The 13,362-nt window shown below is 59.9% G+C and carries 13 protein-coding genes and 1 tRNA gene; 7 read left to right on the top strand and 7 right to left on the bottom strand.

The genetic code is table 11. The features are described 5' to 3' along the window. Positions 1-206 precede the first annotated feature (206 nt). Entirely contained in the window at positions 207-2,102 is a 1,896-nt protein-coding gene (locus tag NNA36_RS03255) for a calcium-binding protein (RefSeq protein WP_255104153.1), read from the top strand. A gap of 119 nt (positions 2,103-2,221) precedes the next feature. Next, positions 2,222-2,298, top strand: a tRNA-Arg gene (locus NNA36_RS03250). Positions 2,299-2,447: 149 nt separating this feature from the next. Here the strand turns inward: NNA36_RS03250 and nqrF are convergent. The 6 genes from nqrF to NNA36_RS03220 are packed head-to-tail and all read right to left on the bottom strand — an operon-like array spanning position 2,448 to position 8,303. Beyond that, on the bottom strand, positions 2,448-3,671 hold the full coding sequence (gene nqrF / locus NNA36_RS03245) for an NADH:ubiquinone reductase (Na(+)-transporting) subunit F (RefSeq protein WP_255104152.1): 1,224 nt from the start codon (positions 3,669-3,671) through the stop codon (positions 2,448-2,450). A 13-nt stretch (positions 3,672-3,684) separates the two neighbouring features. After that, complete coding sequence (nqrE, locus tag NNA36_RS03240; RefSeq protein WP_255104150.1) at positions 3,685-4,293, bottom strand: NADH:ubiquinone reductase (Na(+)-transporting) subunit E; 609 nt, start codon at positions 4,291-4,293, stop codon at positions 3,685-3,687. Then, complete coding sequence (locus NNA36_RS03235; protein WP_255104148.1) at positions 4,293-4,946, bottom strand: NADH:ubiquinone reductase (Na(+)-transporting) subunit D; 654 nt, start codon at positions 4,944-4,946, stop codon at positions 4,293-4,295. The genes nqrE and NNA36_RS03235 overlap by 1 nt, the downstream gene beginning before the upstream one ends. Further along, the gene (locus tag NNA36_RS03230) at positions 4,946-5,764 is read right to left on the bottom strand and encodes a Na(+)-translocating NADH-quinone reductase subunit C (RefSeq protein WP_255104146.1); all 819 of its coding nucleotides are present in this window, start codon (positions 5,762-5,764) and stop codon (positions 4,946-4,948) included. Before NNA36_RS03230 ends, NNA36_RS03235 begins: the two co-directional genes overlap by 1 nt. Further along, positions 5,757-6,956, bottom strand: a complete 1,200-nt coding sequence (locus NNA36_RS03225; RefSeq protein ID WP_255104145.1) for an NADH:ubiquinone reductase (Na(+)-transporting) subunit B — start codon at positions 6,954-6,956, stop codon at positions 5,757-5,759. Before NNA36_RS03225 ends, NNA36_RS03230 begins: the two co-directional genes overlap by 8 nt. Before the next feature lie 3 nt (positions 6,957-6,959). After that, entirely contained in the window at positions 6,960-8,303 is a 1,344-nt protein-coding gene (locus tag NNA36_RS03220) for a Na(+)-translocating NADH-quinone reductase subunit A (RefSeq protein WP_255104144.1), read from the bottom strand. Between the two features lie 188 nt (positions 8,304-8,491). Between NNA36_RS03220 and NNA36_RS03215 the strand changes: the two genes are divergently transcribed. Beyond that, positions 8,492-9,520: an FAD:protein FMN transferase gene (locus NNA36_RS03215; RefSeq protein ID WP_255104143.1), complete on the top strand. Its 1,029-nt coding sequence runs from the start codon at positions 8,492-8,494 to the stop codon at positions 9,518-9,520. Between the two features lie 25 nt (positions 9,521-9,545). Then, complete coding sequence (gene nqrM / locus NNA36_RS03210; RefSeq protein WP_255104142.1) at positions 9,546-9,782, top strand: (Na+)-NQR maturation NqrM; 237 nt, start codon at positions 9,546-9,548, stop codon at positions 9,780-9,782. 5 nt (positions 9,783-9,787) lie between these two features. On the opposite strand, the gene NNA36_RS03205 is transcribed toward nqrM, so the two are convergent. After that, a complete protein-coding gene (locus NNA36_RS03205) occupies positions 9,788-9,973 on the bottom strand; it encodes a hypothetical protein (RefSeq protein WP_255104141.1) in 186 nt (61 codons plus the stop codon). A gap of 74 nt (positions 9,974-10,047) precedes the next feature. On the opposite strand from NNA36_RS03205, the gene NNA36_RS03200 reads away from it, so the two are divergent. The 3 genes from NNA36_RS03200 (at position 10,048) to NNA36_RS03190 (ending at position 13,091) form a co-directional block, all read left to right on the top strand. Next, positions 10,048-10,569: a CBS domain-containing protein gene (locus tag NNA36_RS03200; protein ID WP_255104140.1), complete on the top strand. Its 522-nt coding sequence runs from the start codon at positions 10,048-10,050 to the stop codon at positions 10,567-10,569. Between the two features lie 103 nt (positions 10,570-10,672). Continuing rightward, positions 10,673-11,839: an adenylate/guanylate cyclase domain-containing protein gene (locus NNA36_RS03195; protein ID WP_255104139.1), complete on the top strand. Its 1,167-nt coding sequence runs from the start codon at positions 10,673-10,675 to the stop codon at positions 11,837-11,839. A gap of 76 nt (positions 11,840-11,915) precedes the next feature. Then, the gene (locus tag NNA36_RS03190) at positions 11,916-13,091 is read left to right on the top strand and encodes an amidohydrolase (RefSeq protein ID WP_255104138.1); all 1,176 of its coding nucleotides are present in this window, start codon (positions 11,916-11,918) and stop codon (positions 13,089-13,091) included. Positions 13,092-13,362 lie beyond the last annotated feature (271 nt).

Here is a 13,362-nt window from a genome sequence, read left to right as displayed (position 1 = left end):
CCTGTCTGCCAGAGTTCTGCAATATCCGGGGCCGGCAGTTTGGGGATAATGCGCCAAAATCCTTATAAACTTGATGTGTGGGCCATTCCACGGCATGCTTTCGGGACGAAGATTTGAAAGACCGCCTTTGCTAACGCGCTGAAAAAGCGAGGGCGTCCGGCCATGAGTGGCCTGATTTTGCGAACAGATACTGTGAGGAATAGAGAATGGCGATTTCGACAAGCCTGGCCCTTGGTTTCAACGATATCGGGCTGGGGAGCGGCCGCGTTTATCGTGTGGGGGACAACGGCGTTATCGTTTCCGGCAATCAGATTGCGGCCTTTGATGATGACGGGCTGGTGTTTTCCGCGGTCGAGTTCGAACCCGCGCCCGGTGGATTTGGGCGGATCACGCCCTTTCACGTGCATGACAACCAAGACGGCACGATGAATGTCTATTTCCGCCTGACAGGGTCGAGCCTGCCTCTCACGCACAGGGACGTGTATGTCACGCTGAATGCCGAGACAGGCGCCGTCACGGGGCCGCTCACGGACTTGCCCTATGCCGGGGTCGACGGATTGGGGGGCATGGGGCACACGAACAGTTCCGGACAGGCCGACGGGCAGATGTTGCAGCAGGCTGTATCGCTTTCTGATGGCACGATTGCCCTGATTGATACGGCGACGACGTTGAACCAGTTCCTGTTCAAGATCGTGAACCCTGACGGCACGGTGGTGTCGCAAAGTGCCTCGCTTGGCACGATGGTCAGCAGTTATGCGCAGCAACTGTTGTTTGACATGACCGAGGTGGGTGACAAGATCGCTGTTGCCTGGACGAATACGTTCGGAACGGGGGCGCCTGCGCATCTGCGTCTGTTGAACAAGGACGGCAGCTTTGCCTCTGCCCAGATCGACCTTGGCAATGCTACGTCCACCGTGTTTGGCGCGACGCCTGCGGTGCAGGTCGAGACGCTTGAGAACGGGAAATTCGTGATTGTCTGGGTGGAGAGCGACACCACGTCGGGGCCGGATCAGGACCAGTCGTCGGTTTGGTTCTCGATCAGGAATGCGGATGGCAGCGAGGCCGTTGCGGCGACGCTCGTCAATACCGAGATCACCCTGAAGCGGCAGGACACGCCCTTGCTTGTGGCAACCGAGAGCGGCTTTGTCGTCGGGTATTCGGTGCTGGACCTTGCCGGCACACAGGAAGGGCGGCTGAAGGAATATGACCTGACGGGCGCTTTGCTGGATACCGAGACAGGGGCCTATGCTTGGGGCTCGGACGATATCATCAGGACGGACAATAACTCGGCCTTCGTTGTCGGCGGCAACGTGACCGAGATTGTCCTGCCCGGCGCGGATACGCCGCTTGATCCGCCTGTGGTCAACGATGACGAGTTGCTGACCGGAACCGCTGGTGCGGACACGCTGAACGGTGGGGTGGGTGACGACACGCTTGTCGGTCTGTCCGGCAATGACCGGCTGAATGGTGGCACCGGTGCGGATGACCTGAAAGGCGGTCTTGGCGCTGACAAGCTGTTTGGCGGTGACGGGAGTGACACGATCGACGGTGGCAAGGGGCGCGATACCGTGCAGATGGGCCGTGGCAACGATCTTTATAATGGTCACCCGCAGGGCACCAATGCAGGGCGCGACACGGTCTATGGCGGTGGTGGCAAAGACACCATCGACGGTGGTGGCGGCAACGACGTGTTCTATGGCAACGATGGCCGGGATCACATCTTTGGCGGCACCGGCAACGACAGGCTGTTCGGTGGCGCGCAGGGGGATGTGCTGAACGGCGAGAAGGGCGCGGATACCCTTAACGGTGGCGCTGGCAATGACAAGCTGACAGGGGGCAACGGCAACGACGTCTTTGTTTTCGCGGATGGCTTTGGCAAGGATACGATCTTTGGGTTCAATGCTGCCGACGGAGAGGTGATCGACCTGCGCAATGTCACCCAGATCACCGATTTCACGGATCTCGTGAACAACCATCTGGTTGATGCAGGCGGGTTTGCCCGGATCGTGGACGGCACCGATACCATTCTTCTCAAGGGGGTGTCATTCGCCGATGTGGGAACGGGGCTGGCCTATTCCGAGGCGGATTTCCTGTTTGCCTGAGACATGAAATGATCCTTGCCCCGAAACGAGGTTTTCGGGTTGCAAGGATCGCGATTGTTGGGCAAGCATGGCCCGACATGACGCACGCCCAAGATGCTTGGGCTGGGTGCATGCAGGCTGGTCCCGTGGCTCAACTGGATAGAGCAGCCCCCTCCTAAGGGGCAGGTTGCAGGTTCGAATCCTGCCGGGATCGCCATCTTCAAATTTGCAGTGTGGGGAATTGTGGCTGGCCGTGATCGCGTGTCTGGCGATGTCCGGATAGTGCCGTGTCGGCAGGGGCCAGTGATGTCCGGGGGAGGGGGCGCCGGCAAATCCAATCAGGGGATTTGCCGGGCCGGGTCTTGTTTAGCCGCCGAAGTCGTCGAGCATGATGTCTTCGCGGTCAACGCCGAGATCAAGCAGCATGTTGATCACCGACGAGTTCATGATCGGCGGACCACACATGTAGTATTCGCAGTCTTCCGGCGCGGGGTGGTTCTTGAGGTATTCTTCGTAAAGAACGTTGTGGATGAAGCCGGTATAGCCGCCCCAGTCGTCTTCGGGCAGGGCATCGGACAGCGCCACGTGCCAGGTGAAGTTCGGGAACTCCTTGGCGAGTTCGTCGAAGTCCTCGACAAAGAACATCTCTTTCTTGGAGCGGGCACCGTACCAGAAAGTGATCTTGCGATCGCGGTTCTCGAGGCGCTTGAGCTGGTCGAAGATGTGGCTGCGCATGGGGGCCATGCCGGCACCACCGCCGATGAAGACCATTTCCTTGTCGGTTTCGCGGGCGAAGAATTCGCCGAACGGACCCGAGATGGTTACCTTGTCACCCGGTTTCAGGTTGAAGATGTAGGACGACATCTGTCCCGGAGGGATGCCTTGCGAGCCCGGAGGCGGCGAAGCCACGCGGACGTTGAGCATGATCAGGCCCTTTTCATCCGGGTAGTTGGCCATCGAGTAGGCACGTTCGATCGGCTCGGACACGGTGGATTGGTACTGCCACAGGTTAAACTTGTCCCAGTCCTCGTGGTATTCCTCGCCGATGTCGAAGTCCTTGTAGCTCAGCGCGTGGGCCGGGGCTTCGATCTGGATGTAACCACCGGCGCGGAAGTTCACGTCTTCGCCTTCGGGCAGTTCCAGAACCAGGTTCTTGATGAAGGTCGCGACGTTGTCGTTGGAGCGCACGGTGCACTGCCATTTCTTGACGCCGAACACTTCTTCGGGAACTTCGACTTCCATATCCTGCTTGACGGCCACCTGACAGGACAGGCGGTCGCCACAGGCGGCCTCACGCTTGGTGATGTGGCTTTCCTCGGTCGGCAGGATCGAGCCGCCACCCGAGTGGATCTTCACACGACACTGCGCACAGGTGCCACCGCCGCCACAGGCCGAAGGCACGAACAGTTTCTGCTCGGCCAGCGTTTGCAGCAGCTTGCCACCGGCGGGGACGGAGATCGTCTTTTCACCGTTGATGGTGATGTTGACGTTGCCCGTAGACACCAGCTTGGAGCGCGCGGCCAGAATGACCGCAACAAGCGCCAGAACGATCAGGGTAAAGAGGATGATGCCAAGACCAAAAGTTTCCATCTAACCAGCCCCCTTACAGTTTCACGCCGGAGAAGGACATGAAGGCCATCGCCATCAGACCCGCGGTGATGAAGGTGATCCCCAGGCCCTGAAGGCCGTCGGGAATGTCGGAATACTTCAGCTTTTCACGCACACCTGCCATGGCGGTAATCGCCAGCGCCCAGCCGAAGCCGGAAGAGACGCCGTAGGTGACCGACTCGGCAAAGTCATAGCCACGTTCCACCATGAAGAGCGAACCACCGAGGATCGCGCAGTTCACGGTGATCAGCGGCAGGAACACGCCCAGTGCGTTGTAGAGCGGCGGGAAGTACTTATCGAGCACCATCTCGAGTATCTGAACCAGCGCGGCGATCACGCCGATGTAGGAGATCAGGCCAAGGAAGGTGAGGTCGACTTCGGGGAACCCGGCCCAGGCCAGCGCACCGGGCGCCAGCAGGTAGGTCAGGATCAGGTTGTTGGCGGGAACGGTGATCGACTGAACGATCATCACCGAGATGCCAAGGCCAATCGCGGTCGAAATCTTCTTGGACACGGCGATGAAGGTACACATGCCGAGGAAGAACGAGAGTGCGAGGTTTTCAACGAAGATCGCCTTAACGGCGAGGGAGATGAGCGCTTCCATCAGTGTGCCTCAACCGTCTGGATTTTGTATTCGCGTTCTTCCACCTGATCCTTCTTCCAGGTGCGGAAGCCCCAGATGATCAGACCGATGATGAAGAAGGCCGAAGGCGGCAGCAGCAGCAGGCCGTTGGGCACGTACCAGCCACCGTTGTTGACCGTTTCAAGGATCGTGACGCCAAACAGGCTGCCGGAGCCGAAGAGTTCGCGGATCACACCGACCAGCATCAAGATCAGGCCATAGCCCAGACCGTTGCCGATCCCGTCGATGAAGCTGTCGATCGGCGGGTTCTTCATGGCAAAGGCTTCGGCGCGGCCCATCACGATACAGTTGGTGATGATCAGGCCCACGAAGACCGAGAGGGTCTTGGAGATTTCGAAGGCGAAAGCCTTGAGCATCTGGTCGACGAGGATCACGAGCGAGGCGATGATCACCATTTGCACGATGATCCGGATCGATCCGGGGATCTGGTTGCGGATCATCGAGATGAACATCGACGAGAAGGCCGTCACCAAGGTCACGGCGATGGCCATCACGAAGGCAACCTGCAACGAGGACGTCACCGCAAGGGCCGAACAGATGCCCAGCACCTGAAGGGTAATCGGGTTATTGTCGACCAGCGGGTCGATCAGCATTTCTCTGCGTTTATGGGCCATTATACGTCCCCCGCTTTGAGTTTTTCGAGGAAGGGCTTGTAGCCGGCTTCACCCATCCAGAAGTTCACCAGGTTATGCACGCCTGCCGTGGTCAGCGTCGCGCCAGCCAGTGCGTCTACGTGGTATTCGGCGCCTGCGGCAGGCACAGCTTTGGTGACGCTGATTTGCAGCTCACCGCTTTCGTCAGCCAGTTTCTTGCCGTTCCAGAGGGCTTTCCAGCGCGGGTTGTCGACTTCGGCACCAAGACCGGGGGTCTCGGCGTGTTCATAGAACTGAAGGCCGAAGATGTCGTTGCCGTTTTCTTCCAGCGCGATGAAGCCGTAGAGGGTGGACCAAAGACCATAGCCATGCAGCGGTAGGATCACCTTGTCGATCTCACCCGCATCGTCGCGCAGGATGTAGACGGTGACGAACTTGCCCTGGCGGCCGATGCCTGCCGGATCGTCGGTCAGGGCGACCGAGGTTTCCGGATCATCTGCTGCGGCGCGGTCATTGAAGTTGGCCGGGTCGAAACGGTCGCTGAACGAACCGGTGGCCAGTTCAAGGACCTTCGGTTCGAAGGCGGCAAAGGCATCGACGACGTTCTGATCGGGGTCGTAGATGCCTGCGACCTGCAGAATGTTGATCTGCTTGTCTTTCAGCGCGTTGATGGCCTGTGTCGGGCGCAGCGCCACGGCGGCGGCGGACACGATCATCGACGCGACGAGGCAGACTGCCACCGCGATGAAGATTGTCTTGGAGACCGAATCCGGCGGCTGTGCGAGGAAACGGCGGATGAATCCCTGTGGCGGGTTTTGGGTTTTGTTTTCGTCAGCCATTGCGTTTTGCCCTGCGTTTGATGTTGGCTTGAACGACGAAGTAGTCGATCAGCGGCGCAAAGACGTTACCGAAGAGAATTGCGAGCATCATGCCTTCGGGGAAGGCCGGGTTGATCACGCGGATCATGACCACCATGAAGCCGATCAGCGCGCCATAGATGTAGCGGCCCATATTGGTGTGCGCGCCGGAAACCGGCTCGGTCACCATGAAGACCAGGCCAAAGGCGTAGCCACCGATGACAAGGTGCCAGTACCAGGGCATTGCGAACATCGGGTTGGTGTCGGAACCGATCCAGTTCAGGAGCAGCGAGAAGCCGATCATGCCTGCCAGACAGCCGACAACCATGCGGTAGTTGGCGATCTTGGTGGCCAGAAGGAAGATCAGGCCGAGGATACAGGCGAGGGTCGAGGTTTCGCCCATCGACCCCGGGATGAAGCCATAGAAGCTGTCCCACCAGGTCATGCCGCGTGCGGCGAGTTCCTGGAAGCCGTCCGAGGCAGATACGGCCAGTGCGGTTGCACCGGTAAAGCCGTCAACGGGGACCCAGACGCTATCGCCCGAAAGCTGTGCAGGATATGCGAAGTAGAGGAACGCACGTCCGGTCAGCGCCGGGTTGAGGAAGTTCTTGCCGGTGCCGCCAAAGACTTCTTTGCCGATCACCACGCCGAAGATGATGCCAAGTGCCACCTGCCAGAGCGGTGTCGTGGCGGGCACGATCAACGCGTAGAGCATGGAGGACACAAGGAAGCCTTCGTTGACTTCGTGTTTGCGCACGGTGGCGAAGATCACCTCGAAGATACCGCCAGCCACCAGCGTCACGATGTAGATCGGCAGGAAGTAGAGCAGGCCGTGCATCATGTTGGCAAAGGGGTTGGCCGGATTGAAGCCGATGCCCAGCATGTCAACGATGGCAGCCCGCCAGCCCGACGCACCGAATTCGGCAATCGCGAGGTTGGTCTGGTACCCGGTGTTGTAAAGCGCCATCAGGATGCAGGGGATCGTCGCGATCACCACGTAGGTCATGATGCGCTTCATATCCACGTAAGAGCGCGCGTGCGGCGCAACCGTGGTCACCGTTTTCGGGGTGTAAAGGAAGCTTTCCACCATCTCGTAGATGGGGAAGTATTTTTCGTACTTACCGCCTTTTTCAAAGTGCGGCTCGATCCGATCGAAGAAACTACGCAGGCCCACGGTTTACCCCTCTTTCTCGATCTTGGTCAGGCAGTCGCGAAGGGCGAGCCCGTATTCATACTTGGCCGGGCAGGCAAACCCGATAAGCCCGAGGTCTTCCTCGTCCAGTTCCAGCGCGCCCAGAAGCTGGGCCTGATCGGTGTCCATGACCAGAAGGGCACGCACCAGCTGGGTTGGCAGGAAATCCTGCGGCATCAGGGCTTCGAAGGTGCCAAGCGGCACCATCGCGCGGCGACCACCGTTCAGGTTGCTGGTCAGCGGGAACTTGCGGTTCGACAGGGCCGAGCCCAGAACCGGCTGAACCGCGTATTTCGCGAACATCGGACGAATCCAGCCCATCGGGATCTGTTTGCGGTCTTCCTCGATCAGCGTGATCTGGCGGGCATAGCGGCCGAGATAGCCGCTTTCGCCTTCGCCTGCGCGGCCGCTGAGGACCGAACCCGAGATCATGCGCACCGGAAGATCCTGCGGCAGGTCGTTCTGTGCCACATCCGCCATCGACGCGCCGGCGACGGTGCGCACGAGGCGCGGGTCGGCGCAAACCGGGCCACCAATCGAAATGATGCGCGAGGCGTCATAGGTGCCGGTCAGCAGAAGGCGGCCGATCATGACCACGTCCTGATAGCCGATGGTCCAGACCGGCGTGTCTGCCGCGAGCGGTTCAAGGAAGTGGATGTGCGTGCCTGCAAGGCCAGCGGGGTGCGGGCCGGAGAAGGCGGCTGCCTCGACTTCGGGCAGATCGGCGCCGGGAATGGTCGCACCGTCAGCCTGACAGAGGTAGGTCTTGCCATCCGACAGGAGGGACACGGCCGCGAGACCCTTGGCAAAGGCCTCGGCATCTTCGGCGATGATCACCGACGGATCACCTGCCAATGGCTCGGTGTCCATCGCGGTGACGAAAATCGCCTTGGCGCGTGTCGCCGGGTCGGGCACCTTTGAATAGGGCCGGGTGCGGAACGAGGTCCACAGACCCGCAGCGCACAGGCGCTCGGCCAGGCCATCCGCGGTGGAGGCATCGCCGATCGACGAAAAGTCCACGGGCTGGGCCGCGGTCTCGTCGACTTCGATCTCGATGCTCACCAGCTTGCGGCGTGCGCCACGGTTGATGGCCTTGACCCGTCCGGAAACGGGCGAGACGATCTGCACCTGGGGCAAGCTCTTGTCGATAAGCACGGCGGTGCCGGCTCCGACAACATCGCCCTCAGCAACAAGAACACGGGGTTTCAAACCGATATAGTCGTCGCCTAGGATGCCACAGGTTTGCACCTTTGGGCCGACTTCGATTTCGGATCTGGGGGCACCCTGAATGGGAACATCCAAACCTTTTCTTAGCGGGAAACGCTTCAACGTACTTCACCTCTGCCGAAAATTTATTGGCTTATGCGACAAGCAGGCGTTGGGTGAAAGTGGAAATTCCGCAATAGGTACATTTTACCGCGTTCAGCCTTTTAGCTGTTGAACTGCTGGGCAAACTCGGTGAAAAGCTGTCCCGATAATCCGCATTGGCCGCGTCGACCCACAAAGGGAGTGCTTTCTTGTCCGATCTCACCACGTTGTCCCGCCGTTCTTTCATCCTGATGTCCGTGGCGCTTGCCGCGTGTAAACCCGGTGAAAACATTCTGAAAATCACGGGTTTGACGATGGGAACCACATATAATGTGGTGGCTGTCGACAAATCGGGTTCCGTGACCGAAGCGGAAGCAAAAAAGCGAATCGATGCTGCCTTGGCGCTTGTGAACCAGCAGATGTCGAATTGGGACCCGACCTCCGAGATTTCGCGGTTTAACGCAAAAACCGGAACCGAATCGGTTTCGGTCTCTTCTGATCTGGCCACGGTGATGCAGGCCGCAGAATCGGTGAACGTTGCCAGTGAAGGCCGTTTCGACACCACCATGGGCGCTCTGATCGACCTGTGGGGCTTTGGCGCCAACGGCGAAACCCGGATGCCGGAAGCCGCAGAGATCGCGGAAGCCAAGGCTCGCTCCGGCCATGCTGCGACGCTGAAGGTGGGCGCATCCAGCCTTCAGAAGAAACAGGGTGACGCACAGGTTTACCTGTCGGCCATTGGTAAAGGCTTTGGTGCCGACCAGGTTGGCCGCGCGCTCGAGACGCTTGGCATGACCGACTACATGGTCGAGATCGGTGGCGACCTCTATGCATCCGGCAAGAATGCAGATGGCCTGCCGTGGCAGATCGGTATCGAAAAGCCGGCGGCCCTGTCTGGCGGCGTCATGGGCGTGATCGGTGTTTCGGGTCTTGGCCTTGCCTCGTCCGGTGACTACCGCAACTACTTTGAAAAAGACGGTCAGCGTTATTCGCACCTGATTGATCCGGCGACCGGTCGTCCGATCACTCACAAGACCGCTTCGGCCACTGTTTTGGCGGAAAACGCCATGCTGGCAGACGCCTGGGCCACTGCGATGCTGATCCTGGGCCGCGAGCGTGGTCTGGAAATCGCCGAAGAGCAGAACCTCGCGGTATTGTTCGTTGAACGTGATGAAGATGCAGCTGATCTTCAGTTCAAATCGGTTGCCAGCGGCCGTTTCAACGCGCTGACAAGCTAAGGGCTAGTTCACGGGACAGGGCGATATGACCACGTTTCTCTTTGCATTCGGATTGTTGCTTCTCATCATGCTGGGCATGGCCCTTGGCGTGATCCTGATGAACAAATCGATCAAGGGAAGCTGTGGTGGCCTGAATGCAATCAGCGGCGCAGACAAATGCGTTGTGTGCAGCAAGGATATCGACCCTGACAGCCCCCTGCGCGAGCGTCTGCAATGCCCGCGCGCCAAGAAGATGATGGACCAGATGCAGAGCGAGGCGTAACGCGCCTAGCTCACCGTGGACAGCGGAACAAATCCAAGCACCAGAAGGGCGATGGCCGTAAACAGGCCATAGAGCCAAAGCTGCCAGCGCGGCCCTTCGGTTTTCCACACCCGGCGATACTGGTAGCCGGACAGGCAGGCCAACACGAACAGCACCGTTGCGACAAGGGGGGGCAGGGTTATCCCGGTCACGCCAATCTCCACTTTACCTGAGTGGGGGTTATGCGGCAGGCTGAAAGAAATGACAATCGTGAAGGAATAGCCGTATGCCAGCATCTTACCAGGCACCGAAGCGCCAAGACCAAGCCAAGCAAAGCAGCCAGAGCCAGAGCGCCTCGTCCAACACTCAGTCCGGCATGGCGACCGTGGCGGCCATTCTCGCGGGCAAGGGCAACGCGGTGTTCACGATCAATCCTGACGAAACGCTGCATCAGGCGGTTGAACTGCTGCGCGACAAGGGCATTGGTGCCGTGCTGGCCACGGATGCGAGTGGGGCCTTGTGTGGCCTGCTGTCGGAACGTGACATCGTGCGCAAGCTGGCGGATACGCCTGGCCAGACCCTGCCCCAGCTTGTCAAGGACGTGATGACCAGGGAAGTCGAGACCTGTAGCCCTGACGAGGCGCTGATCTCGGTGTTGCAGCGCATGACTGCCGGCCGTTTCCGCCACATGCCGGTGACGGATGACGGCAAACTGGTTGGCATGGTCACGATTGGCGACGTCGTCAATTTCCGGCTGACCGAGCTGGAACATGAAGCCCTTCAGTTGAAGCAGTTGATCGTCGGCTGATTTTGCGGTTCTTGCGATGACGCAAACCGGCTATTGTTCTTGAACGGGAAGCCGCGACCAGATGGGCGCGGCTTCTGTGGTTTCGGGCGCAGAGGTGTGCAAGATGCAATCGATAGACGCGTTGAATGGTTGGCTGATCTCGGACGGGCGGCTGCTTGGCGATGAAATCCAGATCGTTTCGACCTATTGCGAGAGCCTTCAGCGCATGGGCATTCCCCTGTCGCGGGTGCGGATCGGGCAACGCTATTCCAACCCTCTGATCAGCGCGTGGGGGATCATCTGGGCACCCGAGGGCACGCAGACCTATACGGTTGACGCCGGAATTCTGGATACGCAGGCTTGGAGGGGAAGCCCGTTCGAGCATGTCGTCGCAACGCGTTCCAGCCTGCGAAAGCGATTGATGGATATGGATTTGTCCGATGCCCACAGCGTCTATGTCGAGTTGGCGGAAAATGGGGTGACGGATTTCCTTGCCATGCCGCTGGAGTACGGCGATGGCGCGGTGCAGGGTACCAGTTTTTCTACAACAGGCCCGGACGGTTTCACCGACGCACAGGTGGCGATGATCGAAGCCACGCGACACGCGCTGGCCTCTGCGCTTGAGCCGATTGCCATGCGCAAGTCGCAGGTCAGCCTGTTGCAGACCTACCTTGGGGACGGTCCGGCGCGGGAGATCGGGCAGGGACATATCCGGCGTGGCGAGCACAAGACGGTGTCCGCGGCGATCCTGTTTGCGGATTTGCGGGGGTTCACGGCCAAATCGGAAACCTGGACGGAAGCGCGGCTGCTTGAAGTGATGGGCGACTATTTTGAGATGGTTGTTGGCCCTGTGCAGGATGCGGGCGGCGATGTCCTGAAGTTCATGGGCGATGGTGTGCTGGCTGTTTTCGAGGATAAAACAGGGGCTGCACAGGCCTGCGAAGCGGCGGTTTCGGCCGCGTCGCGGTCAATGGGCAACTTGCAGGAGTATAACGCGGCCCGCCGCCGTGACGGGGGCGAAGAGATCGCCTTTGTGATTGGCGTGGACTTTGGCGAGGTGACATTTGGCAACATCGGAAGCCCGGGCCGGCTGGATTTCACGGTTGTCGGCCCGGCGGTGAATGTCGCGGCGCGGGTTCAGGGCTTATGCAAGGAGAAGGACGAGACCTGCCTGTTGACGGCGGATGTCGCCCGGCATGTTTCGGCGCAGGTCGAGGCGCTTGGGGATCATGCGATCCGCGGTCTCGACCACGAGATCGGAATTTTCCGATTGCCTTTTCCCGACGGCTAGGTCTCCTCTGACCGTCGGGGCCGGATGTCGGAGACATCGGTCTGCTTTGGGTAACGGAATATCGGAAGAGGTTGGGATGGTCGCGCTTTCCAAGGATCAGATGTCGGCGTTGATCGCGCTGCGCCATGAGTTGCATCGACATCCGGAGGTTTCGGGAGAGGAGGCCTGGACCGCCGAGCGTATCGCACAGGAGCTTGAGGCGCTGGGGGCGGATCGTATCTGGCGGGGTCTGGGGGGCCATGGCGTCGCGGCCGAGTTTGCCGGGCGGGAGGATGGCCCGACGGTTTTGCTACGGTGCGAACTGGACGGGTTGCCGATCCGTGAGATCAGTGACCTGCCCTACGTGTCCGAGATCGAGGGCAAGGGGCATCTGTGTGGGCATGACGGGCACATGGTGTCGATCCTTGGCGTGGCGATGCATCTTGCCAAGCGGCCAGCGAAAGGGCGCGTTATCCTGTTGTTCCAACCGGCCGAAGAAACCGGAGCCGGAGCCAAGGCCGTGATCGAAGACCCGCGCTGGCCGGAAATCCGGCCGGACTATGCCTTTGCCTATCACAACGTGCCGGGTCGTCCGCTGGGCGAGGTCGGGCTGCGGGCCGGGGCAGGGAATTGTGCCTCTCGGGGAATGCAGATCCTGTTCGAAGGCCGCAGCTCTCATGCGGCCGCGCCCGAGGATGGGCTGTCTCCGGCGTCGGCGATGGCGTCATTGATGGCACGTCTGCCTGCCCTGAGCCAGGGCGTGATCGGGGAGGAGGATTTTGCGCTTGCGACGCTGACCCATGCCGCCTTGGGAGAGCCGACCTTTGGCATTGCGCCCGCGGATGGCGAGCTGCGCGTAACGCTGCGCACCATGTCGAACGAGCGGATGGAGACGGTTATTGCCGATGCGCTGGCCGAGGTCGAACGGGTGCGTGGCGACCTGCGGGTCGAGGTGCAGTGGCATGACGTGTTCCGGTCGGTGGTCAACGATGCCGGGGCCACCGAGATTGCCCGCACCGCAGCCAAGTCGATTGCGCTTGCGACGCACGAGATGGACGTGCCGATGCGCTGGTCAGAGGACTTTGGCCGGTTTGGCGACGACGGTGCCCTTGCGGCCATGGTCTATGTCGGGTCGGGAGAAGGGCAGCCGCAGTTGCACAATCCGGACTATGGTTTTCCCGATGACCTGTTGCCAGACGTGATCGGTTTGTTCCGGAAAATCGTCGATGACCTTCTGGGAATTTCTGCCGGAAAGACGCCAATCGCTCTCTGAAAAACAGGCTGCGAATCCCCCTTGGTCCGCGCATGGGCCGCGATCTCATTGGCTTAGCCGAGGGATGTGGTCATGGCGTAGGCATATCCTATTTCGGTGGTGTAGCCGCCGTGGCGGACCTCTGTCTCCAAAGTGATTAATTCTTGGAATACGTGGCGTTTTCATAGACTTATGAGGGCCATTAACTTGCTTAGTTAGCGCCTAACGTCGACTGCGAAACTTAGTAATTTCTGCGCCTGTCGCCCGTGAATTATTGTCATGTGAAAGGTTC

Source organism: Shimia sp. CNT1-13L.2 (assembly GCF_024331145.1).
Lineage (GTDB): Bacteria > Pseudomonadota > Alphaproteobacteria > Rhodobacterales > Rhodobacteraceae > Shimia.
This window is presented reverse-complemented; position numbering and strand designations above follow the sequence as displayed.

Bases quoted from the DNA above. Each gene is read 5' to 3' on its own strand.
- NNA36_RS03235 (WP_255104148.1), bottom strand. From the start codon at position 4,946: ATGGCCCATAAACGCAGAGAAATGCTGATCGACCCGCTGGTCGACAAT.
- NNA36_RS03200 (WP_255104140.1), top strand. From the start codon at position 10,048: ATGCCAGCATCTTACCAGGCACCGAAGCGCCAAGACCAAGCCAAGCAA.
- NNA36_RS03190 (WP_255104138.1), top strand. From the start codon at position 11,916: ATGGTCGCGCTTTCCAAGGATCAGATGTCGGCGTTGATCGCGCTGCGC.
- NNA36_RS03195 (WP_255104139.1), top strand. From the start codon at position 10,673: ATGCAATCGATAGACGCGTTGAATGGTTGGCTGATCTCGGACGGGCGG.
- nqrE (WP_255104150.1), bottom strand. From the start codon at position 4,293: ATGGAAGCGCTCATCTCCCTCGCCGTTAAGGCGATCTTCGTTGAAAAC.
- nqrF (WP_255104152.1), bottom strand. From the start codon at position 3,671: ATGGAAACTTTTGGTCTTGGCATCATCCTCTTTACCCTGATCGTTCTG.
- NNA36_RS03230 (WP_255104146.1), bottom strand. From the start codon at position 5,764: ATGGCTGACGAAAACAAAACCCAAAACCCGCCACAGGGATTCATCCGC.
- nqrM (WP_255104142.1), top strand. From the start codon at position 9,546: ATGACCACGTTTCTCTTTGCATTCGGATTGTTGCTTCTCATCATGCTG.
- NNA36_RS03255 (WP_255104153.1), top strand. From the start codon at position 207: ATGGCGATTTCGACAAGCCTGGCCCTTGGTTTCAACGATATCGGGCTG.